The sequence below is a fragment of the Maricaulis maris genome, assembly GCF_036322705.1.
GTDB classification, from domain to species: Bacteria; Pseudomonadota; Alphaproteobacteria; order Caulobacterales; family Maricaulaceae; genus Maricaulis; species Maricaulis maris_B.
Genome location: NZ_AP027270.1, coordinates 313,285 through 336,893, shown reverse-complemented (window position 1 = coordinate 336,893; position 23,609 = coordinate 313,285). Strand labels below are relative to the sequence as shown.

Sequence of the window (23,609 nt, the reverse complement as noted above, 5' to 3'; positions counted from 1 at the left end):
AGGTTTTGGTAAATTCCGCCGGACATCAGTCCACCAGGTTTGCCGAACAGGTCATTCGAAATCGAACAAAACATCGATCCGCAGCCACACTCAAACATGTTGGAAAGATCGTGGGCTGCGGGTACATCGGAAACGGACCCTCAACAGGCGAGCGGCATGAGCGATCACGACGAAATTCTTGTGGCCCTGCGGCGCATAACCCGCGCCATCGACCTTCAATCAAAACGGCTGGTGAAAGCCACCGGCCTGACCGCCCCGCAGCTGGTCGTCATCGACACCCTCTACAAGCGTGGCGACTTGTCTCCCAGCGCCATCGCGCGGGCCGTGTCGCTCAGCCAGGCCACGATCACCTCGATCCTCGATCGACTGACCCATGCCGGCCTGGTCGAACGGGTGAAAAGCGATACCGACAAACGCGTCGTGACCGCTCGCCTGACCGAGACCGGCAAGGCCGCCTCCGAGAATGCACCCGAGCTGCTCCAGGCCGGCTTTCTGCGATCATTCCGCAAGCTGCAGCCCTGGGAGCAGAACATGCTGATTGCCTCGCTCCAGCGAATTGCCGAACTGATGGACGCCGAAGATCTCGACGCCTCCCCCTTCCTCGATACCGGCGAGATCAACCGATGAACGACGACCCGGCCATGAGCGCGCCGCCGGAACGCGCCCTTGCCGGGCTGAAGGTTGTCGAACTCGCCCGCATCCTCGCCGGCCCATGGGTCGGTCAGACGCTGGCCGATCTCGGGGCCGATGTGATCAAGGTCGAGAGCCCGTCCGGGGACGATACCCGGACCTGGGGCCCACCCTGGATTGAGCACGAGAGCGGACGGGCAGCCGCCTATTACCACTCCTGCAATCGCGGCAAGCGCTCGGTCACGGCCGACTTCCAAAAGACCGAGGATCTGGACTTCGTCCGCGCCCTGATCGCTGACGCCGACGTGGTGGTCGAGAACTTCAAGGTCGGCGGGCTGGCCAAATACGGGCTTGACCATGCCAGCCTTGCCGCCGATCACCCGCGCCTCGTCTATTGCTCGGTCACGGGGTTCGGTCAGACCGGCCCCTACGCCCACCGGGCCGGCTATGACCTCGCCATCCAGGCCATGAGCGGCATCATGGACCTGACCGGGGAGGCTGACGGCCCGCCGCAACGCCTCGGCGTCGCCTTTGCCGACATCTTCACCGGCCTGTATGCCACCATCGCCATCCAGGCCGCCCTGGCCCAGCGCGAGCGGACAGGACAGGGCCAGCACATCGACATGTCACTGCTGGACTCGATGGTCGGCGTGCTGGGCAATCAAGCGCTGAACTATTTCGCGACAGGAGTCGCGCCGCGCCGGATCGGCAATGCCCACCCGTCGATCGTGCCCTATCAGGAATTCACCTGCCGCGACGGCCACATCATCATCGCCTGCGGCAATGACGGCCAGTTCGAACGCCTCGCGATAGCGCTCGGCCTCGACCCCGATGTGCTGGCCGCGAACCGCAAGAATGCGCAACGCGTCGCCAATCGGGCCCCGCTGACTGCCTTGATGAGCGACAAGCTGGTCAGCCTCAGCCGCAAGCAGGCGCTCGACCTGCTGGAAGCCAATGGCGTGCCCGGCGGTCCGATCAATACGGTCGCTGAAGCCTTTGACGACCCGCAGGTCCGGGACCGCGGCATGGCGATTGCCTCCGAGGGCATTCCGGGCCTGCGCTCACCCATCCGGATGACCGGCAGTGAAACCGGCGCCACGACGCGAGCCCCCGGCCCCGGTGAGCACACCGAGGCCGTGAAGGCAGGCTTGCGACAAGGCGGCTGGCCCGCCAAAGGCTAGCCGTTGAAACGCTCGCCCTTGGCCGCCTTGTCGGCGAGGTAAGGCGAGACTTCGTGGCCGAAGGCCTTCAGACCGGCAACAACCGTATCGAGACCGATCGTGTCGGCCCAGAACATCGGTCCGCCGGTATAGGCCGGCCAGCCATAGCCGTTGATCCACACCGTATCGATGTCGGAGGCACGTTGGGCCATACCCTCGTCGAGGATCTTGGCGCCCTCATTGACCATCGGGAAGAGCAGCCGGTCGCGGATCTCTTCGGACGTGAAGGACTGCGCGGCCCCACCAGACTTGGCAGCGAAGGCAGCGATGATCTCCTCGACCTCTTTGGACGGCGTCCGGCGACGGTTCTCGTCATAGTCATAAAAGCCCTTGCCGGTCTTCTGGCCCCGCCGGTCGCGCTCGCAGAGCACATCACGGATGGTCTCGCCCTTTGAGTTCGCCTTGTCCCAGCCCAGATCCAGACCCGCGAGGTCGGCCATCTGGAACGGGCCCATCGGCATGCCGAAATCGGTCAGTGCGTCATCGACTGCCCACGGCGCGATACCCTGCATCAGCATGGCGTTGGCCGCCTGTTGCCGCGGCGACAGCATGCGGTTGCCAATAAAGCCATGGCAGACCCCGGACACGACCGCGACCTTGCCGATCTTCTTGGACAGCGCCATGGCCGTCTTGAGGACGGCCGGAGCGGTCTTGGCGGCCTTCACGATCTCAAGCAGGCGCATCACATTGGCCGGCGAGAAGAAATGCAGGCCGAGTACATATTCCGGGCGCTTGGTCACCGCGGCCATTTCATCGACATTGAGATAGGAGGTGTTCGAGGCGAGGATGGCCCCCGGCTTCACGATCGCATCGAGCTTGGTGAAGACCTCTTTCTTGACCTCCATATGCTCGAACACCGCCTCGATCACGAGATCGCAATCGGCCAGGTCTGTCATCTCGAGGGTCGGGGTCAGGCGGTCCATGCACTGGGCGACCTGATCAGTGGTGAACTTGCCGCGCGCGGCCGAGCGCTCATAATTCTTGCGGATGATCGCGACACCGCGATCCAGAGCCGCCTGCTCGCGCTCAAGAATGGTAACCGGGATACCCGCCGTCAGGAAGTTCATGGCAATGCCGCCGCCCATGGTACCAGCACCGAGAATACCGACCTTGGCGATCGGGAGCACCGGCGTATCGGCCGGAATACCGTCAATCTTGCTGGCCGCTCGCTCGGCGAAGAAGACATGGCGCAAGGCCGCAGACTGGGTGCCTGTCATCAACTGACCGAACAGTTCGCGCTCGCGCTTGATCCCGTCCGCGAAGGGCAGGTCAATGGCCGCGCGGACGGCCTGGATGCAGGCTTCAGGTGCCTCAAAACCCTTCAGGCGGCGCAACTCGGTCTTGCGGAACTCGTCAAAGAAGGCGTCACCCAGGCTGGTGTCGATCTTGTCGGTGCGGGCGCTAGAGACCGGATGACTGGATGCACCGATTACGCTGCGCGCAAAGGCGACCCCGCTCTCGGTCAGCTGATCGTCGGCGACCAGCTTGTCCACCAGGCCAATCCGCTCGGCGGTCGCGGCCGGGATCGGGTCACCCTTGACCACCATCGGCAGCGCCGCCTCGACACCGACGACGCGCGGCAGTCGCTGGGTTCCGCCGGCACCGGGGAGGAGACCGAGCTTCACTTCGGGCAGGCCGAGCTTGGCCGACGCGGCCGCGATCCGGTAATGACACCCGAGCGCCACTTCCAGCCCGCCGCCCAGCGCGGTGCCGTGGATGGCGGCAACGACCGGCTTGGCACTCGCCTCGATGGCGTCGATGACTTCGGGCAGTGACGGGCCCACGGGCGGCTTGCCGAACTCGGTGATGTCGGCACCGGCAAAGAAGGTCCGGCCTTCACAAGTAATCACGATGGCCTTGATCGTGTCATCGGCAGCGGCCTGGGCGATCGCGTCGGCCAGTCCTGCACGGACAGCCTGACCAAGCGCATTGACCGGCGGATTCTTGGACGTGACGACCAGAACATCCCCATCCTTGCGCGTGCTGATAACCGACATCCCCATCTCCTTTTTTCAGCCCTCACCGGGCGCTTGACTGTGCCGCTTGATAGCCTGAACAGGCCAGTAGGCCGCTGCGAAAGGCTGCATACCCTGCATTCGATATAGTAGGCAACCACGCCGGGTGCCAGACCAATATGCTGAGCGCTTGTGATAAATAAGGTTCACCACTATCGTCCAGACAACAAATAGAACAGCAAACCGAAAACAGGATTTCGTCGGGGATGGAAAACAGCACAGAGGCGGGCACCGCATCCGCCGGGTCAGGCGTTCCAGCCAACTGGCCGGCCTGCACGCTGAAACAGGCACGGGCACGCTTGTGCGCGCCCGGAACCCGGTTCGAGATGGAAACCGTACGGGTTCGCGGTATCGAAACCCGGGTCTGGAAACATGCCCTCGGCAGCCTTGCCGACCTGGCTCGCCACGCCCGCAGCCATGGCAAGCAGACATTCCTCATCCACGAGGACGAGCGGGTCAGCTATGAGGCCTGGTTCCGCGCGACCCGCGCCCTCGCCGCAGAACTCGCCGCGATGGGGATCACCAAGGGTGACCGTGTCGGGCTCGCGATGCGCAACCTCCCGGAATGGCCTGTCGCCTTTTTCGCCATCACCAGCCTCGGTGCCGTCGTGGTCCCGCTCAATGCCTGGTGGACCGGGGCGGAGCTGGCGTATGGCCTCAGCAATTCAGGCGCAAAAGCGCTGATCTGCGATGCAGATCGCTGGGACAGGATCGCGCCGGAGATGTCGGGCCTGCCCGATCTGGCCCATATCTTGGTCAGCCGCTGCGACACGCCACCAGCCACACCGGCCCGCCGCCTCGAAGACCTGATCGGCACGCCGGATCGTTATGCCGGGCTGCCCGATGGCGACCTGCCGGATATCGACATCGATACGGATGACGCCGCGACGATCTTCTATACCAGCGGGACCACCGGCAATCCCAAGGGCGCGCTGGGCACCCACCGCAACATCCTCACCAATATCCTGTCCTCTTCCTATGCCGCTGCCCGGGCCTGTCTGAGACGCGGCGAGACGCCACCGGCGCCGACGCCGAAGGTGATGCTGACTGTCATACCGCTCTTCCACGTCACCGCCTGCAATGCCGGACTGATGGGCGGTATGTTTGCCGGTCACGCCTTCGTCTTCATGGCCAAATGGGATGTGGTGAAAGCCTACCAGATCATCGAGCGCGAAAAGGTCAACATGACCGGCGGCGTTCCGACCATCGCCTGGCAGCTCATCGAGCACCCGGATCGCGACAAGTATGACCTGTCCTCGCTGGAGACCGTCTCCTATGGCGGCGCCCCGTCGGCGCCCGATCTTGTCCGAAAAATTCGCGACGTGTTCGGCGCCCTGCCCGGCAATGGCTGGGGCATGACCGAGACCGCCGGCACCGCGACCAGCCACTCAGCCGAGGATTACCTCAATCGTCCGGACAGCTGTGGACCGCCGGTCGCTGTCACCGATTTGCGCATCATGTCGCCGGAGGGCGACCGTGAGCTCCCCGTCGGCGAGGTCGGGGAACTGTGGGCGCGCGGACCCCAGATCGTCGCTGGTTACTGGAATAATCCCGAGGCGACAGCCGAGACGTTTCAGGATGGCTGGATCCGTACCGGCGATCTCGCGCGGCTCGATGAGGAAGGCTTCTGCTTCATCGTCGACCGCGCCAAGGACATCATCATCCGGGGCGGCGAGAACATCTATTCGACCGAGGTCGAGAATGTTCTCTACGCGCACCCGGCCGTCACCGACGCCGCCCTTGTCGGCATCCCGCATCGCACCCTCGGCGAAGAGCCGGCTGCTGTGGTCCACCTCGCTCCCGGCGCCAGCGCCAGCGAGGACGAACTCAAGGCCTGGGTTCGCGAACGCCTCGCCGTCTTCAAGACGCCGGTCCGCATCCTGTTCTCCGACGAGACCCTGCCGCGCAATGCGAATGGCAAGATCATCAAGACCGAGCTGAGACCTCTGTTTGCCAAGGAACACGCCTGAACCGAGCCGGATCAACCGGCCCTTTCAACGGGAGACACACAATGCTGATCGCAACACTCATGATGGCGGGAACCAGCCTGCTCGCCCAACCACCCGGTTATTCAGCCCCCGACTACGACGCCGCCGACGCCTGGCTGTGCCGGCCCGGTCGGGAAGACGCCTGCACCGTCGACCTCGACAGCACGGTGGTGGAAGCGGACGGGTCGACCCGCGTCGATGCCTTCACGGCCGCCAGTGATCCCGGGGTTGATTGCTTCTACGTCTATCCGACCGTGTCCAATGATCTGACACCGAATTCGGACATGATCGCGAATACCGAGGAAAACAGTGTGATCTCGGCCCAGTTCGCGCGCTTTGGCGAAGTCTGCCGGACCTTCGCTCCGATGTATCGCCAGATCACCCTGACCGCATTGCGGACCATGATGGCCGGTCAACCGGTCGAGGTTGATGGCGTGACCGCCTATCTCGACGTTCAGACTGCCTTCCAGCACTATCTCGAGCATGACAATAACGGGCGCCCCTTCGTCCTGATCGGACATTCCCAGGGCGCACGCATGCTGGAGCCGCTGGTCGCTCGCCTGATTGATGGCCAGCCGATCCAGGAGCGCATGCTGTCCGCCATGCTGATCGGCTACAATGTCGCCTTGCCGCCAGGCGAACGCGTCGGCGGCGCCTTCCAGTCCGTGCCGACCTGCCAGTCCGCCGACCAGACCGGCTGCCTGATCAGCTATGTCTCTTTCCGCGCCGACGCGCCGCCGCCGGAAGGCGCGCGCTTCGGCAATCTGGAGGACCCGTCCGTCGAGGTTGCCTGCACCAACCCGGCCGACCTCGTGGGCAATGGTGACGCTGCACTGAATGCTTATCTGTCGGCGGGCGGCGCCTTCACCTCATCCGCCGAGCCCACCCCCTGGGTCGAGGGCGGCGCCGAGATCACAACGGACTTCGTCCAGATTCCCGGGATGCTGACAGGCCAGTGTGTCAACAATGAACACGGCAGCTATCTCGCCATCACCGTGACGGGTGACCCGAGCGATCCGCGGGTCGACGACATTGTCGGCGACGTGGTGGTCAATGGCACGATCCTCGCGGATTGGGGCCTGCACCTGCTTGATGTCGGCCTTGCCCAAGGCGATCTGATCGACCTCATTGCCCGCCAGGCCGACGCCTACAGCGAGTAAACCGGTCACAGGACACCGCCCCGGGGCTGGGGTGGCTGACGGACGCGGGGCGGATCAGACGATCCGCCCCGCTTTCACGTCAGACGAAAATGGCGACGCTCTGCATACCAGTGATGACCGGCTCACGGTCGGCATTCCAGACCTGCATCACCTGGCTCGACGAACCGTGCCGCGCCAGATCCGCCGTCGAGCGGGTCAGCCACCAGCCATCCGTCGTAACCGGGGCATCGGTCAGCAGATTGACCTGCCAGGTCATCGAGCTGATCGGACCCGGCTTGTCGAACAATGCCATGGCGGCGGGCGGCATGGCGTCACCAATGGCCATCATCTCGACCATCGGGTGCAGCCCGCCCCGCTCGTTCAGCCGCACCCAGCGCAGGAAGTCCGGCGTATGGCGCTGCTCGATCGGCAGGGCGTGCCGGAATTCCAGATTATTGGTGAAGAATTTGGGATCCGGATGGGTCGGTGCCGGCGCTGCACTGGCATGGTCAGGCGCGTCCGGCTTCACAGCGGCGGCGTAGTCGATGCTCGACTCGAGCCCGATCATGAAGACGAAAAGCGCCTTCAGCCCCAGCTTGCCGTCGCCATAGACATTGGCCTCGATAAAGGCGGCGGTCCGGCCGCGACGTAGGAGCTCGGTCTTCACCGTGACCTCCCCGGCGAGTGGTCCGACAAAGGCGATCTGGGCTGAGCGCAAAGGAGGCAGCTCGTCCTGCGAACGCATCGCCGCTTCCAGCGCGATCGCGGCGGACAGTCCACCATAGGCGGTCCGACCCTGCATCCAGGTATCCGGGATGACGGCGGTCAGGGTGTCGTCGCCGGTCGTGGCGGCGGCGAGGATTTGGGGTAACGACATCAATCGTCCTTGAGCTGGGCGAGGGCTTTCCTGACGGCGTTCTGCGTCGCAGGCGCCACGGGATGGGAGGTCGACAATCCGCCATCAACGGCGATCGCCTGTCCATTGACATAGCTGGATGCCGGCGATGCGAGGAAGAGGGCCATGGCCGCGATCTCTTCCGGCTCGCCGCCGCGCTGCAGCGGGTTGAGCTGACCGATCCGGTCCTCCTTGCCGACGGCGCGGACCTGGTCGTAGAGCGGCTTCGTCATACCGGTTTCGGTGAGCCCCGGGCAGATCGCGTTAACCCGGACATTGATCCCGACCAGGCTCTGGCAGGCGTGCTGGACGAGGTTGATCACCCCGGCCTTGGAGGCCGAATAGGCAACGGGTCCGGCGCCGTAGCGCAGCCCGGCAACCGAGGCTGTGCAGATGATCGAGCCACCACCGGCCTTCATGATCGCGGGTGCCGCGTGCTTGATGGCGAGAAAGGGCCCGATCAGGTTGATCCGCAGTACATCCGCCCAGGTCTCCGCCGTCGTGTCGAAGAATTCCGGCAAACCGCCGGTGATGCCGGCATTGGCGTAGACCACATCAAGCCGGCCATAGACCGAGAGGGCTCTGGCAACGGCACGCGCGACGTCATCCTCATCGCCGGCATCCATGATAACGGCTTCGGCCTCACCGCCCGCCGCGACGATGGCCTCGACGGTTTCGCGAACCGCATCGGCCCGGTCGCAGGCGACAATGCGAGCCCCCGCCTCGGCGAACAGCAGGGCAGAGGCCCGGCCGATACCGGAAGCGGCGCCGGTGACAAGGGCGGTCTTTCCCGCCAGACTGAAAATGGACATTGTCCCTCCCCCATCGGATTTCATTGCTCTGACCCCGAGCTGTGTCAGGCGCCGGCCCGGCGCGCAAACTCCCATGCCCGTATTGCCAGCGGCTCGAGCCGAGCGACCGTGGCCGCCGCCTTGTCGCTTGAAGCGTTGCCGTCAATCATCCGCTTCTTGATGCCTTGGACGATGCCGACCAGGCGGAAGAGATTGTAGGCGAAATACCAGTCCATCGTCGGCACGCTATCGCGCCCGGTGAGCTGGCAGTAGAGCTCAACAGTCTCGTCCAGCGTCGGAATGCCGCTCGCAGCAAAGTCGACGCCATCCAGCCCGGCACCGCCATCGCCGGTCGGCATGGCCCATTGCATCGCGTAATAGGTAAAATCGGCCAGCGGATCGCCAAGCGTGGACAGCTCCCAGTCCAGCACTGCCTTGATGCGGGTGCCGTCCGGCTCGAACAGCGCATTGTCGATGCGGTAGTCGCCATGAATGATCGAGGTGCGGGTCTGTTGCGGCACGGTGCGCGGCAGGTATTCGATCAGGCCATCGACCTCGGGAATATCGTCGGTCTGGGCGGCGCGATATTGCTTGGTCCAGCGACCGACCTGGCGCTCGAAATAATTGCCCGGACGGCCATAGTCAGCGAGACCGGCTTCCTCATGATCAACACTGTGAAGCGCCGCGAGGGCGGTAGTCAGTGCGCGATACATCTCGCCGCGCGCCCTCGGTGTCTCGCCGGGCAGCGATCCGTCAGCGAGTGAGCGACCATCAACCAGTTCCATGACATAGAAGATCGACCCGATGACGCTGTCGTCCTCGCACAGCGCAAGAGGCCGTGCGACCGGGAATCCGGTCGGATGGAGCGCGGCAATCAGACGATGCTCCCGGTCGACGGCATGGGCCGACGGCAAGGTCGGACCAAAGGGCTTGCGGCGCAGCACGTAGGCCGCGCCTCCGGCGTCGAGGCGATAGGTCGGATTGGACTGCCCGCCCGGAAACTTGGTCAGGCGCAAAGGCCCCTGCAGACCCTCGATTTCACCCTTCAGCCAGGCTTCGAGGCGATTGAGGTCGATGTCGTCGCGCGGCGATGCGTCAGGCGCTGCAGTCATGGTCCATCCCGGGTGTGCAAGGCAGAAGGCGGATATCCCGCGGTGCAGCAAAACTAGTCCATACCGTTTCCTCGGTAAATGGTTAGACTGCTCTGTGGCAGACTTGCAAACCGCACATGAAATCGTTTCAAGACAATGATTTCGAGCGCAACTCATGGACCGGATCGATCCATACCGGATTTGCTATCTCGCCGGGAAGGGGCCCAAGGCAGAGCGGTTGCGCGATCGCGTGACGATATCACCAAACTCTGCTAAGCGAATGATATGAATGCGACTCCCAAAGACATGGACACGGCGAAGACACGCCGCTTCCACCAGAAGCGCGAGCTCATCCTCGACGCCGCCGCCACGCTGATCAACCGGCATGGCGTGCGCGGGATGACCTTTGTTGACGTCGCCCAGCTGGTCGAACTCAATACCACCAGCATCACCTACTATTTCAAGCGCAAGGAATTGCTCGCCGCGGCCGTGCTCGAACGTGCCCTCGAGCGGATCGAGGCGCTGGTTGCCGAAGCTGCGACAGCACCGACACCGCAAGCACGGGTCGAGCGCTATGTCCGGCTTAATTTCGATCTCCAGGCCCGGATCAATGCCGAGGTCGAACGGCCGATCGCGGTCATCTCGGATATTCGCGCCCTCAACGAGCCCTATGGCAGCGAGCTCACCACGCGTTATGTGCAGGTTTTTCGAAAGCTGCGGACGTTTTTCGATGCACCGAAATCGGTCGAGGACAAGATCCTCGGGACGATCCGGGCCCATGTTCTCGTCCAGAACATGTTCTGGCTGCCGGCCTGGCTGTCGCAATATTCCACCGGCGATTATGACCGCGTCATCCACCGGATGATCGAGATCTTCGAACACGGCATCGCCCCCAAGGGCGCGGCCTGGACGCCGGAGCTCCTGCCAATCAACGAGTCCGAGCTGCGGGTCGGGATCGAGGGGATGCCGGGCAATTTCGCCCGCGCCGCCACCTTCCTGATCAACGAACGCGGCTATCGCGGGGCCTCGGTCGAGCAGATCGCCTCCGAGCTCAATGTCACCAAGGGCAGCTTCTACCATCACCTTGAAGCCAAGGACGAGCTGGTCCTGGAATGCTTCCGGCGCTCCTATGGCCGGGTCTCGCTGGTCCAGCGCGCCGCCACCAAGGCCGGCGGCAGCCAGTGGCAGCGCTTGTCGTCCTCGATGGCGACCCTGCTCAATGTCCAGCTCTACAGTGAGTTCCCGCTGCTCCGCACGACCGCACTCCAGGCCCTGCCGACCGAGTTGCGCAATGACGTGCTTGAGCGCTCCAACCGCATGGCCCGTCGCTTTGCCGGCATGATGATCGACGGGATCACCGAAGGCTCGGTACGTCCGGTCGACCCGCTGGTCGCCAGCCAGGCCATCATGGGCGCCCTGAACTCGGCCTATGACCTGCGCGACTGGATCCAGGGCGTCGAGCCGGCCGCTGCCTTCGCCTATTATGCCTCGACGCTGGCCTATGGCCTGTTCTCCCCTCCGCCCAAGCCCTATCAGGGCTGACCCGACCACCAGGACCGCCACGAAACGAACGCCTCGCAGCTTGGGCAGTGAGGGGTGCAAGGGACCATGCGTGTGCCTTGCTCTGGAAATGATGTGGGCGGCGCCGGGAACAAACGGGCGATTGCGCTGAGACCCAAGCCAGAGAAAAGGGCCCCGACCAAGCGGTCGGAGCCCTCGTCCGGTCCGGATCTGACGGATCAGAATTCGGTGTTGAAACCGACCCGGATGATCCGGCCGACCGGGTTACCGGTGAACGGATCGTAGTTGTAGTCCTGACGGGCAAAGCTCGGATCCTCGTCGGTCAGGTTGATGGCCGTGAACGAGAAGGTCGTTGCGTCACCGAAGTGATAGAGCAGGTTGAAATCGGTCGTCAGCTGGCTGTCGACCGTCGCCCCCTGCATCAGCACCGGATTGCCCGGGAGATACGGGTTCGGGGCAAAGGGCCCGGTCCCGAGATCAGCCCGCTGGTCACGATAGCTGTCCGAATAGGTCACGGTGAGACGGGTATCGATATTGCCAATCGTGTACTCCACGAAGCCCCGCCCCTTCCAGGCCGGCACCGGATAGGCGGTGGTCTGGAAGTTCATGAAGCCGACGCCATCAAAGCCCTGCTGGACCGTGATGCCTTCCACGACCTCATCACCGAGCTCATTGCCCAGCATGTAGGTCGCGGTCAGGCCGACATTCATGTCGCCGCCGAGCACCGCACCGAAATCATAGTTCAGGATGAAATCGAGACCGGAGCTGGTGAGGTCGCCACCATTGACCACCTGGGTGCGAACCCGGGCGATATTGGCGGCCGCACAAGTGCCAGCACCCGGCACGCCACCACCATCATTGAACTGGAAGCGTTCCCGCAGACCGTCGAAGGCCGGGTCGGTACAATTCGCCGGATCAGCAAACATTGTGGCGACCATGCCGGAGAGCGGCTCGGTATTGATGGTGTCCTGAATGTCGTAGCGGAAATAGTCCACGCTGGCGGTGAAGTTATCCGTCGCGAACAGCGCGCCCACCGAGAAGTTCGTGGCCGATTCCGGCGCCAGGGCCGGATTGCCGAACACGTCGACCGGGCGGAAGCTGGACGCGATCACCTGCAGCGAGGTCACATTGCTGTTGACCGTTTGCTGCGGCGGCGGGCCGCGGAAGGTGGTACCGGCAGAGCCGCGCAGGGCGAATCCTTCGGTGATCTGCCAGCGCGCCGTGATCTTCGGATCGAAGGTCGAGCCGGTCTGCCCGCCATAATCCTCATAGCGTGCGGCCAGCTGGACATTGAAATCGTCGGTGACCGGCAGCTGAAGCTCGCCGAACAGGGCGTAGACATCACCATCCGCGTCGCCATTGGCGTTGGAGCCGAGGAAGCCCCAGGCACCCGTCTGCGGGTCGCAGGTGGTGTTGCCATTGACCGGCGTGTCCCGGCAGGGATTGACGGCGATGTTATTGTTGTCGCCATAGACGGCCGAATAGGTCTCGCGGCGGTACTGGCCGCCGAAACCATAGAGGACCTGGCCACCGGCCAGCTCCCACCCGGTCTCGCCGCTCAGCGTACCCTCGGCCACGAACAACTCGGTCTCCAGCGTGGTCGAGCCGCGCACGAAGAACCAGTTGATCAGCTCGGCGCTGTTCTGGTTCGGTTCGGAGCCGGGGCGCTCGGCGCCGGTAACCGCATTGGTCGGAGCCTGGTTGCCGAACGGGTTCAGCCACAGACAGCCGCCGACACCGGGCGTACCCGTTGCCGGATTACAGTTCGGGCCGCCCAGGCCGCCGAGCGCGAGCTGGACGCGATCTCCGAAGCTGTCATAGCCATCATAGTAGCGCTCATAGCGGTGATAGGTGACGTTGAAATCGAACGAGGTGGTGTCGTTCAACTCGCCATTGAGCCCGGTTGAAATACGGAAGCTCTCATTCTGGCGCAGGCCGATTGAGGACCCGAGATTGTCCGGATTGCCGGCAAAGGCCGGGTTGCCACCCGCCAGAAGCGGACGGAAAAGCAGGGTCGGGAACAGAGCCGCCAGGGTCCCGGCCGGAACGATACCCGGATTCTCGGTGACCATCTGGATGAAGCCAGGATTGTTGGCCGGCACCACGAACCCGCTTGGTGAGCCGCCAACGCTGACCGACGGCGACTGGGTCAGAATGTACATCGGCGAGGTCCGGTAGTGCGGCACCTCGTCATTGCCGTAGAGCAGGCTGATTTCCCATTCGACATTGTCGGAAAGATCAATGCCCAGCTCGCCCCAGATCTGGTAGCGGTCCTCTTCTTCGACCAGCGCATCAAAGCCGGTGTACTGGGTCCGGCACCAGCCGGCGGTGGTGACGAAACCGCCCAGGACTTCACAGTCAGGGTCGGCCCGCAGGCCACCGATCGGACCGAAGCCAACGCCCGGGATAATGCCGAGCGGCAGGAAGGTTGCGGGATTGCCACCGCCCGTCCAGCCACCCTCAGGGTTGGCCTCGAAGGGCTGGACCGCGAAGTCGCGATCCTGTGCCAGCAGTTCGGAACGGTGCTGATAGCCGGCCGCGATCAACAGGCGCATATTGTCGCCTTGGTGACCGAAGCTGCCCTGCAGGGTGTAATCGCCATCCGTGTCCGAGATGAAGGAATAGTCGCCGCCAAAGCGGAAGCCTTCCTGGCCCGAGCGGGTGATGAAGTTGACCACGCCGCCGATTGCGTCCGATCCGTAGATCGCTGCGGCGCCGTCCTTGAGAATCTCGATGCGGCCGATTGCGGCAGCCGGCAGAAGGTTGAGATCGACAAACGGGACCCCCGTCCCCGCCGGAACCAATCGCCGGTTGTTGAGCAGAACGAGTGTCCGCTGCGGGCTCAGGCCACGCAGGTTGACCGACGCCATGCCCTCGGTCGCCTGCGAGCGACTGTCGAACTGGTTGGTATCGCCGATCACACCGCTCGAAACCGGCAGCGCCTTGATCAGCTCGACCGGTGACGGATTGCCCAGACGCGCGAGCTCTTCGGCAGAGAGGACATCGACAGGCAGGGCCGCGTCCTCCGGGGTACCGCGAATGACGGAACCCGTCACGATGATCACATCGTCCTGTTGTGCGTAGGACACTGCCGACGCGCTTGCCATCACGGCAAGGGCTGTCAGCGCACTGCTCGCACGCATCAGACCTTTGACAGTCATACTTTCCTCCCAGACTGCGCGGCCGCACTATTTTTTTGCATACCGCATATTCGATTAGAACAATCGGATTTTGGCAAGTCAAGGAGCTGGTAGTCAGATAGCTAGTGCTTACAGGGTAAATCGTCACTGCACTGCGGCATGATTTCACACTTTAAGATGACGCGGTTCGCGTACTGCGGAAACGAGAACGGCAAGCGCCGCAACAAGACTGAGCAGTGAAATGATGAAGACCGGCAGAAGGCCGGCAAAGCTGGCAATCACACCGCCGAGGATCGGTCCGACCGTCGCCATCGAGGTTTCAACCGTCGTCGACAAGGCGAGGCGCATCGGAATGTCGTCGCGCTTTCCAAACTCGAGGACCAGGGTCGTGGAACTCATCATGTAGCCCGATGCCGCCGCCCCCAGACCGAAGAAGGCGATCAGGAAGTGCCAGGGTGAGTCGGCGAAAATCATGACCACCAGGGAGACGATCCAGGTCGCCACGGTCAGGATGAAGGTCAGCCGGAAGCCATAACGATCGCCCAGCGTGCCCCAGATCAGGTTGGTCAGGGTGTCGGCACCCAGAAAGGCGAGCGAAAACAGGCCGATAGCGGCGCCGTCGACCTCCATCTTGCGGCCTGCATAGATGATGCAGAAGGGGATCACGATCCGGCCGGAAGTCGCCAGCATCTGGGCGATCAGGAAGTTGCGATAGTCGCGATCGACCAGGAGCTGCGGGAATTCCCGGATCCGGGCCATCACGCCCATCTGGACCTTTACGGTCGGACTCTCCGGCTCGCGCATGAACATCCACAGGGCCGCCAGCCCCAGGCTGGTCAGCACGAAAGCGACCATGAAGGTCGTTGCATAGCCATTGCCGAAGGCATTGTTCTCGATGAGGTGGGCCCCGGCCCACCAGGACAGGGCCGCCGCGATCGCCCCGCCGACAATATTTCGCCAGGCCTGGAGCCGGCCCCGCATGCGGATCGGGATTACCTTCGAGAGAACGACCTGGAAGGCCACACGCTGTGATCCGAGGAAGAAGCCGAACAACAGCAGGAAGAAGAAGGTCGCGGCCACCAGGACCGAGCCGGTCAGGAACCAGCCGGCAACGGCGAGCCCGAGCAGCTGAAAACGCATCAGCACACCGATCGTCATCGCCGCCGGCAAGACCAGCCGGCGATGCTCGATATGCGCGGCCCCCATGACCGGCGAGGCGATCGCGCCGAGCTGGATCAGCGCCTGACCGAGACCGACAAAGACCGAGGAGCCGGTCAGCATGTAGAGATAGGCCGGCACAAAGGTCGGCGCGAAAATCAGCCGGAAACCGGTCATGCCCAACATGCCGTGGGCAAAATGGGCGATATAGTTCCGCCTCAGATTATCCTCGACGAAATCGGTATAAGCCTGTTCACGCCCCTCCTGCGTATCATCCGCCACCATCACACCGGCCACGGGCTGGCCGATGGGTGCTGGCGGCGTCGCCGGCCCGCTCAATAGCCGTTCAATCGCGCGAAGCGGTCTCGATGGAAGGCGCCGTTTCCGTATTGGGCCTCCAGAATGCGAGCCCGCTTGAGATAGAAGCCGGCATCATGCTCGTCGGTCATGCCGATCCCGCCATGCAACTGGATCAGTTCGCGCGACATCAGATGCAGGGTCTGGCAGGCGGTCGCCTTGGCCAGCGCCACCCGGACCGGGATATCATCGCGGCCGGCATCAATGGCTTCGAGTGCGCCCTCGACGACCGAGCGCATCAGCTCGATCTCGGTGAACAGGTTCGCCATGCGGTGTTGCAGCGCCTGGAAGCGCGACAGGATTTCGCCAAATTGCGAGCGTGTCTTGAGATAGGCCAGCGTGTCGTCAAATGCCTGCACGGCGAGCCCCAGCATTTCTGCCGCGACACCGGCACGGGCCCGGTCGAGAACCTGCCCCAGCAAGTCGGCACCGCCCGCCTCGAGCCGGGAATCGGCTGTGACCGACACGGCGTCCAGCGTCACCTCTGCATGCGAACGCGCATCCACCATCCTCCGACGGGCGATCGAGACGCCCTTGGCATCAGCCGGCACCAGGAAGAGGCCAATGCCATCTTCCGCGCGCGCCGCAACCACCAGCAAGCCGGCGCTGTCACCCTCGGCGACAAACATTTTCGTGCCCGTAAGCACAAAGCCGTCGCCGGAGCGTTCCGCCGTGGTCTCGATGCGCTCTGGATCGTGGCGCGGCCCCTCATCGACGGCGAGCGCGGCGATCAGCGTGCCGCTGGCGATACCGGGCAGCCAGGCGGACTTCTGGGCCTCGGAACCACCCAGCAGGAGCGCACTGGTCGCGGCCAGGCAGGAGGCGTTGAGCGGGCTGGCGGTCAGCGTCTTGGCGCACTCCTCCAGCACCAGCCCGAGGCTGAGATAACCGAAATCCGAGCCGCCATGGGCTTCCGGGATGATGACCCCGGTCCAGCCCATCTCCGCCATGGCCGCGAAGGCCTCAGGATCAAACCCGATTGCGGAGCCGTCGTTGCGGACCTTGCGCCAGGCCTTGACCGGCGACTTGGTGCGAGCCCAGTCACGCGCCATGTCGCGCAGCATCGTCTGTTCTTCGTTCAGGACTGCCATGATGATCGCCCCCAAGCCCTATTGATGGTCCAGCATACCGAGGATGCGTTTGGCGACGACATTGTTCTGGATCTCGGTGGTGCCGCCATAGATCGTCACGGCCTTGCCCCAGAGCCAGCCGCGGGTGGTGCCAAGCTCAAGCGGGTTGAAGCCCTCGCCCTCCCAGCCCAGGCCGTTCATGCCCATGATCTCGATGGTCAGCTCGGCGCGCTCCTGGGTGATCCGGGCGCCGACATTCTTGAGGATGGAGGAGGCTAGCGAGATCGACCCGCTCTTGGCTTCCGCCGTCACCCGCCGCGCTGTCGCCTGGAAGGCGCGGGCTTCCATCTCGTGCTTGATGATACGGCCGCGCAGATCGGCATCGGCGATACGGCCCTCGCTGTCTACGCCGACATATTGCTTGGCCAGGTCGGCCAGCGACGGTCCGGCGCCGCGGCTCATCCGGCCACCGCCGGACAGGTTGGTTCGCTCGTGCTGGAGCAGACGCTTGCCAATCGTCCAGCCATTGCCGATCTCGCCGACGATCTGGTCCTTGGGCACTTTCACATCGGTGAAGAAGGTCTCGCAGAAGGGCGAGGAGCCGGAAATCATCTGGATCGGCTTCACCTCGACTCCCGGCGATCTCATGTCGAGCAGGATGAAGGAAATGCCCTCATGCTTCTTGCTGGAGTCGGTGCGAACGAGGGCAAAGCACCAGTCGGCCCACTGACCGCCCGAGGTCCAGGTCTTCTGGCCATTGATCAGCCAGTGATCGCCCTTGTCCTCACACTTGGTCTGCAGGCTGGCGAGGTCGGAGCCGGCGCCCGGCTCCGAGTAGCCCTGGCACCAGCGGATCTCGCCGCGGCAGATCGGCGGGATGTAGCGGAGCTTTTGCTCCTCGGAAGCAAACTCCAGCAGGGTCGGCGCCAGCATCATCACGCCGAGGCCGCCGATCGGGTTCCACGCCCCGACCTTGTCCATTTCCTCCTGCAGGATTTTTGCCTGCTGGCGATCGAGACCGCCACCGCCATAGGCTTTCGGCCAGGTCGGCGTGCCCCAGCCCTTCTCACCCATCGCCGCTTTCCAGGCATCGGCCTCGGGATCGGGATTGCCGCCCCCCTCGACCACGGAGAGCAGGTTCTGCTTGCCGACCAAGGTCTGCGGGAAATTGGCGGCCAGCCAGTCGGCAACCTCCTTGCGGAAGTCGTCCTGACTTGCCTCGGGCGGGGTCAATTCGGTTGTCGCCATGATCAATCTCCACTGGGGGTGAAAAAGGGCAGGGATGGTCCGTCCCCGACGTCTGTGTTGTCACTGGCCTGCGGATGCAGGCGGACACGCTGGCCGATGGCCAGGCTATCGAGGTCGTCGGCGACCAGGTTGGTCATCAGCGACGGCCCCTCATCGAGCGTCACCCAGGCCACCGCGAAGGGCGCCCCCTCGCCGCGCCGCATGACTGACAGGCTATAGATTGCGCCCTCGCCCCTGGTATCGAGCCAGCGCGTGTCGGCCGAGCCGCAATGCGGGCAGATGGTGCGCGGAAAGTAGTGGCCCTGCCGGCAGTCGCCGCAGGTCTTGATCCGCAGGATCCCCGCGCCGAGGCCGTCCCAGAAGGCCTGGGTCTCGGGATTGGGCTGCGGGGCTGGAAGCTTGCGTACGCTCATGACTGACGCTCCAGGACAATAGTGGCGGCGCCGTGCCGGGCACCCAGCGAACCGCCGATGCCGGTGGCCACGGCAAGATCGCAATTGGGCACTTGAACCGCCGGATGGGCTTCCCCGCGCAATTGCCGGACGGCCTCGATCACCTTGGTGATGCCACCGCGGAACATGGGGTGATTGTTGCAGAGCCCGCCGCCATCGGTGTTGAAGGGCAGCTTGCCGACCCCGGAGATCAGCCCGCCGTCGGCGACGAGCCTGCCGCCCTCGCCCTTGGCACAGAAACCGAGATCCTCGAGCTGCAGCAGGACCGTGATGGTGAAGCTGTCATAGATGGACGCGTATTTGATGTCGGACGGCGTGACGCCGGCCTCCTCGAACGCTCGCGGTCCCGACTTCGCCGCAGCGGTATAGGTGAGATCCAGACCGAGACCGCCGGACGGCCCCTTGGTCGCCTCGCCGGCGCCGAGCAGCGAGATTACCGGACGATTGAGCGTTTTTGCGATCTCCGGCGAGACCACGACCAGCGCGCCACCCCCATCCGTCGTCACGCAGCAATCGAGCCGATGCAGCGGATCCGCGATCATCGGACTGTCCAGTACCTCCTCGACCGTCACCACCTTGGGCAACATGGCATGCGGATTGTGCTGGGCGTGCTGCGAGGCCGCGACCTTGATCCAGGCAAGCTGCTCGGAGGTGGTGCCGAACTCATGCATGTGGCGCGCGGCGCACATGCCGTAGCTGGTGTGGTTGGTCAGCCCGACCCATTGCTCGAACGCGGCTTCCGGCGCGCCCGGACGGAAACGCTGGACCGCCTCCGAGCGCGGCCGACCGGCCAGCGTGATCAGCGCAACCGAGCACTTGCCCGCCGCAATGGCCGCTGCCGCGTGGGCAACATGGGCGATATAGGTGCAGCCGCCCAGCTCGGTTGAATCGGTATGGCGGACATCGAGACCGAGATAGTCGATCATCGAGATCGGCCCGAAGCCGGGCGCGTCGGTGGCGCAAAAATACCCGTCGACCTCACGGATCGTGAGACCGGCATCGGCCAACGCGCCGGCCGCACACTCGGCATGCAGTTGCGGCGTCGTCATATCCGGCGCGAGCCGGGTGGGATGCTCGAAGGCGCCGGCGATGCAGGCAGTGTTACGCAAACTCATGGAAACTCCCGAATACGGTGGCCGTCACGGTTGGACCCCCGGGTTTTGAATCGTCTTGCCGGCGTCGAGCGCGGCCTCTTCCTGCCGCTTCAGGGCAGCCAGATTGGCCTCATGGCTGGAGCGATCGATGCGGTAGAAATACAGGAAGCCCGCACCGGCGATGTAAAGGAAGGCCACGCTGGGCACGTAAAGAATGGCCAGAAGGTCAACCGAGGCCGGGTCAACATCAGCGGGCTGGGCCCGCTCGGGCAGGTCGACAATCGTCAGCAGGATACCCGCCACCATCAGGCCGAGGCCCGTCACGCATTTCTGCATGAAACTATTGGCCGCGTAGAACAGCCCCTCGGCCCGCCGCCCGGTCTTGAGCTGGCTGGCGTCGATCACATCGCCCAGCATGGCGTGGACGAGAATGGCCGAGGAAATCGCGCACGCGGAATAGACAGCGAGAATGATGAAGAGGGTCGGCAGCAGCCACGGATCGCCATTCTCGAAGAACCATCCATTCAGACGCAGGACGAAGGGGGCCAGACCGAAAACAACCGCCGTGATGGACAGCACGAAGGCCGCATTACGCTTGCCCAGTTGCTTGGAAATGATCGGCGCGAAGATCAGCGCCAGGAGGGCACCGATCAGCGGTTCAGCGGCGATGATCCCCAGATCGAAGGCGTTGAAGCCCCAGAACAGCGTGCCGAAATAAAGCGAGAGGGCGGAGGCCATGCCGATCGCGGTGTATTTGAGCACGCCGAAGCCGAGGATCGCGAGGAAGGCCTTGCTGCCGAAAGTCCGCCCCATCAGCATCAGGGTCTCGAACGGATTTCGGCGCTGAGGCGGCGGCAGTTTGCGCAGGTATTTGATGCGGTGATGCGTGCCTGCGGTCGAAATCATCACCGTCGCGAACATCAGGAGGGAGCCGACCAGGCCAAAGGTGTAGTAACCGGCCGGATTGAGTTGGCCGATCGGGTACGCCTCCGTTGGCGCAAGCCAGATCCACAGGGCCAGGACCGACATGCCGATCCCGCCCAGATAGCCGAAGAAATAGCGGTAGCTGGCAATCGAGGTGCGGTCGTCATAGCTGGTCGACAATTCCGGCGCCAAGGCCGAGCTCGGAATCTCATATAGCGTGATGAAGGTCCGCACGGCCGAGGAGAGGATCGCCAGGTAGAAGAAGAGATCCCAGCCCGCGAGCCCTGACGGTGGATGCCACAGGAAGAAGAAGGACGCGGCAGCCGGAATGGCAGACAGATACATCAGCGGATGCCGACGCCCCCACCGGGTCCGCAAGCTGTCGGAGATCTGTCCGACAATCGGGTCGGACACCGCGTCAAAGACCAGCGCCACCAGAATCGCCAGCGAGACCAGCGCGGCATCGGCGCCAATCACGTAATTATAGTACCACAGGAGGTAGGCCCGGAAGGCGACATCCTTGACCCCGTAAGCCATCGAGCCGACGCCATAGAGCAGCTTGGTGACATATTTCAGCGGCGGCGGCGCAGCCGCCGGGCCACCCGGCGAAGCGGTGTCAGTCATTTATCCTCCCGGAAGGCGCGCCTTGTTGGCGTCTGCCCAATCGTGTCAGCCGTTTGCCGCCGATCGCCACCAAACCCCTTGGCCCGCAGTCCCGGGCCGGATAGCCTGTCCTGATGACTGACTGCGGGGCTTTGGGAGCGTCTTTGACACCGCCCTTTCATGTTATCGGTATGAGCATACCTGCTTTTTGAAAAGCAACAAGAGCGAGAAATAACAGACGCTTTTGAATGGCGACCATCCGAAATTTGAACATGACTGCCCAAATTTGAGGAAACGGTCCGGTTTCCTCTTGCCCCACACCCGTGCAGGCGACTAAAACTGCGGCACAATCCTTCGACAGAAAGGGAAAACCCGGCGCGCACCCGACCGCGATGGTCGCACCCCGGCCCGACAGGCCGGGTCTTCGAAGCGACCGCAACCACCGCGCCACCCTGCCCGACCGACATGCCCGTCAATCCTTCCCGCAAGCTCCGTTTGCCGACAGAAAAGAGAAACACTCATGCGTGATGCCGTCATCGTTTCCACCGCCCGCACCCCGATCGGCAAGGCCTATCGCGGCGCCTTCAATGCCACCCCGTCGCCGACCCTGTGCGGCCATGCCATCAAGGCGGCTGTCGAGCGCTCCCAGGTCGATCCGGCTGAAATCCAGGACGTGATCATCGGCGCCGCCCTGCAGCAGGGTGTCCAGCACACGATCGGCCGCACCGCCGCGCTGCGCGCGGGCCTGCCGGTCACTGTGGCCGGTCAGTCGATGGACCGCCAGTGCTCGTCCGGCCTGATGACCATCGCCACCGCCGCCAAGCAGGTCATTGTCGACCGCATGGACGTGGTCGTGGCCGGTGGCGTCGAATCGATCTCGATGGTCCAGACCAAGGAAATGCGCGTGCAGCCTGACCCGGAACTGGTCGCGATGCACAAGGACATCTACATGCCGATGCTGCAGACGGCCGAGATCGTCGCCAGCCGCTATGGCATTTCGCGCGACCGCATGGACGAGTACGGCCTGCAGTCGCAGCAGCGCACCGCCGCGGCCCAGGACGCCGGCAAGTTCGACGACGAAATTGTGCCGATGAAGTCGACGAAGATCGTCATCAACAAGGAGACCGGTGAAGCCTCCCATGAGGAAGCCTTCCTGCAGAAGGACGAAGGCAACCGCCCCAGCACCGACCTGGCCGGCCTGCAGAGCCTGAAGCCGGTGATCGAAGGCGGCACCATCACCGCCGGCAATGCCAGCCAGCTCTCCGACGGGGCCTCGGCCTGTGTCGTCATGGAAGCGGAAGTCGCGGCCAAGCGCGGCCTCGCCCCGCTCGGTCGCTATATGGGCATGGCCGTCGCCGGCACCGAGCCGGACGAAATGGGTATCGGCCCAGTCTTCGCCGTGCCGAAACTGCTCGAGCGCTTCGGCCTCAAGGCCGACGATATCGGCCTGTGGGAACTCAATGAAGCGTTCGCCGTTCAGGTTCTCTACTGCGCCGACCGCCTCGGCATTCCGGCCGACAAGCTGAACGTCAATGGCGGCGCCATCTCGATCGGCCACCCCTATGGCATGTCCGGTGCCCGCATGGTCGGCCACGCCCTCATCGAGGGCAAGCGTCGGGGCGCCAAATACGTGATCGTCACCATGTGTGTCGGTGGCGGCATGGGCGCTGCCGGCCTGTTCGAGGTCCTGTAGTCCGATGCGGCTGGGCGCCCCGCGCATTGATCCGGTCGATCTCGATAATCTGACCGAAGACCAGCGCGAGGCGCTCGGGCCGTTTCTCAAAACAGGCTGGGTGATCAATATCTTCAAGACCCTGGCCCGCGCCCCGAAGGCGTTGAAACGGTTCAATGTCTGGGGCGGCTATGTCCTGTCCGACAAGAATGATCTCGCACCGCGTGAGCGCGAGCTCATCATTCTGCGGACCGGCTATCTGTGCGGGTCCGGCTATGAGTGGACCCAGCATGTCGAGATAGGCCTGCGCGCAGGCCTGACCGAAGCCGAGGTCGAAGCCATCAAGACCGGCGCCGATGCCCCGGGCTGGTCAGCCGAAGACGCCGCCCTGATCCGGGCCACCGATGATCTTGTCGGCGACCACTTCGTCAACGAAGCCCGCTGGGCGGACTTGGCCTTCCTGACCGAAAAACAGCGCATGGACCTGGTGTTCACCGTCGGCCAGTACACTCAGGTCTCAATGATGCTGAACACGTTCGGCGTCCAGCTCGACAAGGGACAGACCCTCGATCCGGATCTTGACCGGCGCGGCTAGACGACC

18 protein-coding genes are annotated in these 23,609 nt (G+C 63.9%); 7 read left to right on the top strand and 11 right to left on the bottom strand.

Annotated elements, in window-relative coordinates:
• Positions 1 to 156: 156 nt before the first annotated feature.
• Together AAA969_RS01525 and AAA969_RS01520 are read left to right on the top strand one after the other, a co-directional pair.
• Positions 157 to 627, top strand: coding sequence for a MarR family winged helix-turn-helix transcriptional regulator (locus AAA969_RS01525; protein ID WP_338242878.1), 471 nt, complete (start codon positions 157 to 159; stop codon positions 625 to 627).
• Entirely contained in the window at positions 624 to 1,811 is a 1,188-nt protein-coding gene (locus AAA969_RS01520) for a CaiB/BaiF CoA transferase family protein (protein ID WP_338242876.1), read from the top strand. Before AAA969_RS01525 ends, AAA969_RS01520 begins: the two co-directional genes overlap by 4 nt.
• Here AAA969_RS01520 and AAA969_RS01515 read toward each other — a convergent pair.
• Entirely contained in the window at positions 1,808 to 3,847 is a 2,040-nt protein-coding gene (locus AAA969_RS01515; protein WP_338242874.1) for a 3-hydroxyacyl-CoA dehydrogenase NAD-binding domain-containing protein, read from the bottom strand. The two genes, AAA969_RS01520 and AAA969_RS01515, sit on opposite strands and share 4 nt — an antisense overlap.
• A gap of 224 nt (positions 3,848 to 4,071) precedes the next feature.
• On the opposite strand from AAA969_RS01515, the gene AAA969_RS01510 reads away from it, so the two are divergent.
• Positions 4,072 to 5,835, top strand: a complete 1,764-nt coding sequence (locus AAA969_RS01510) for a class I adenylate-forming enzyme family protein (RefSeq protein ID WP_338242871.1) — start codon at positions 4,072 to 4,074, stop codon at positions 5,833 to 5,835.
• Positions 5,836 to 5,876: 41 nt separating this feature from the next.
• Positions 5,877 to 7,013, top strand: coding sequence for a DUF3089 domain-containing protein (locus AAA969_RS01505; RefSeq protein WP_338242868.1), 1,137 nt, complete (start codon positions 5,877 to 5,879; stop codon positions 7,011 to 7,013).
• Between the two features lie 79 nt (positions 7,014 to 7,092).
• Here AAA969_RS01505 and AAA969_RS01500 read toward each other — a convergent pair whose 3' ends face one another.
• From AAA969_RS01500 to AAA969_RS01490, 3 genes are read right to left on the bottom strand one after another with little or no spacing between them, the layout of a single operon-like run.
• On the bottom strand, positions 7,093 to 7,869 hold the full coding sequence (locus AAA969_RS01500) for an acyl-CoA thioesterase (protein WP_338242864.1): 777 nt from the start codon (positions 7,867 to 7,869) through the stop codon (positions 7,093 to 7,095).
• Positions 7,869 to 8,699 (bottom strand): SDR family NAD(P)-dependent oxidoreductase, encoded by an 831-nt coding sequence (locus AAA969_RS01495; protein ID WP_338242861.1) that lies wholly within the window; start codon positions 8,697 to 8,699, stop codon positions 7,869 to 7,871. Before AAA969_RS01495 ends, AAA969_RS01500 begins: the two co-directional genes overlap by 1 nt.
• A 44-nt stretch (positions 8,700 to 8,743) precedes the next feature.
• A complete protein-coding gene (locus AAA969_RS01490; protein WP_338242860.1) occupies positions 8,744 to 9,790 on the bottom strand; it encodes a phosphotransferase family protein in 1,047 nt (348 codons plus the stop codon).
• 264 nt (positions 9,791 to 10,054) lie between these two features.
• Between AAA969_RS01490 and AAA969_RS01485 the strand changes: the two genes are divergently transcribed.
• Positions 10,055 to 11,311, top strand: a complete 1,257-nt coding sequence (locus tag AAA969_RS01485; RefSeq protein ID WP_338242856.1) for a TetR/AcrR family transcriptional regulator — start codon at positions 10,055 to 10,057, stop codon at positions 11,309 to 11,311.
• A gap of 197 nt (positions 11,312 to 11,508) precedes the next feature.
• Here the strand turns inward: AAA969_RS01485 and AAA969_RS01480 are convergent, their stop codons facing one another.
• The 7 genes from AAA969_RS01480 to AAA969_RS01450 all read right to left on the bottom strand — a co-directional run bounded on the left by AAA969_RS01480 (position 11,509) and on the right by AAA969_RS01450 (position 21,357).
• Positions 11,509 to 14,451, bottom strand: coding sequence for a TonB-dependent receptor plug domain-containing protein (locus AAA969_RS01480; protein WP_338242853.1), 2,943 nt, complete (start codon positions 14,449 to 14,451; stop codon positions 11,509 to 11,511).
• A gap of 144 nt (positions 14,452 to 14,595) precedes the next feature.
• On the bottom strand, positions 14,596 to 15,885 hold the full coding sequence (locus AAA969_RS01475; RefSeq protein ID WP_338242852.1) for an MFS transporter: 1,290 nt from the start codon (positions 15,883 to 15,885) through the stop codon (positions 14,596 to 14,598).
• A gap of 38 nt (positions 15,886 to 15,923) precedes the next feature.
• Positions 15,924 to 17,036 carry an acyl-CoA dehydrogenase family protein gene (locus AAA969_RS01470; protein ID WP_338242850.1) on the bottom strand — a complete coding sequence of 371 codons (1,113 nt, stop codon included), beginning with the start codon at positions 17,034 to 17,036 and terminating at the stop codon, positions 15,924 to 15,926.
• Between the two features lie 18 nt (positions 17,037 to 17,054).
• Positions 17,055 to 18,263 carry an acyl-CoA dehydrogenase family protein gene (locus AAA969_RS01465; RefSeq protein ID WP_338242847.1) on the bottom strand — a complete coding sequence of 403 codons (1,209 nt, stop codon included), beginning with the start codon at positions 18,261 to 18,263 and terminating at the stop codon, positions 17,055 to 17,057.
• A 2-nt stretch (positions 18,264 to 18,265) separates the two neighbouring features.
• The gene (locus tag AAA969_RS01460; RefSeq protein WP_047161415.1) at positions 18,266 to 18,676 is read right to left on the bottom strand and encodes a Zn-ribbon domain-containing OB-fold protein; all 411 of its coding nucleotides are present in this window, start codon (positions 18,674 to 18,676) and stop codon (positions 18,266 to 18,268) included.
• Entirely contained in the window at positions 18,673 to 19,830 is a 1,158-nt protein-coding gene (locus tag AAA969_RS01455; RefSeq protein WP_338242842.1) for a thiolase domain-containing protein, read from the bottom strand. Before AAA969_RS01455 ends, AAA969_RS01460 begins: the two co-directional genes overlap by 4 nt.
• Before the next feature lie 24 nt (positions 19,831 to 19,854).
• On the bottom strand, positions 19,855 to 21,357 hold the full coding sequence (locus tag AAA969_RS01450; RefSeq protein ID WP_338242839.1) for an MFS transporter: 1,503 nt from the start codon (positions 21,355 to 21,357) through the stop codon (positions 19,855 to 19,857).
• 499 nt (positions 21,358 to 21,856) lie between these two features.
• Between AAA969_RS01450 and AAA969_RS01445 the strand changes: the two genes are divergently transcribed.
• Together AAA969_RS01445 and AAA969_RS01440 are read left to right on the top strand one after the other, a co-directional pair.
• A complete protein-coding gene (locus tag AAA969_RS01445) occupies positions 21,857 to 23,029 on the top strand; it encodes an acetyl-CoA C-acyltransferase (RefSeq protein WP_338242836.1) in 1,173 nt (390 codons plus the stop codon).
• A 4-nt stretch (positions 23,030 to 23,033) separates the two neighbouring features.
• Positions 23,034 to 23,603, top strand: a complete 570-nt coding sequence (locus AAA969_RS01440; protein WP_338242832.1) for a carboxymuconolactone decarboxylase family protein — start codon at positions 23,034 to 23,036, stop codon at positions 23,601 to 23,603.
• Positions 23,604 to 23,609 lie beyond the last annotated feature (6 nt).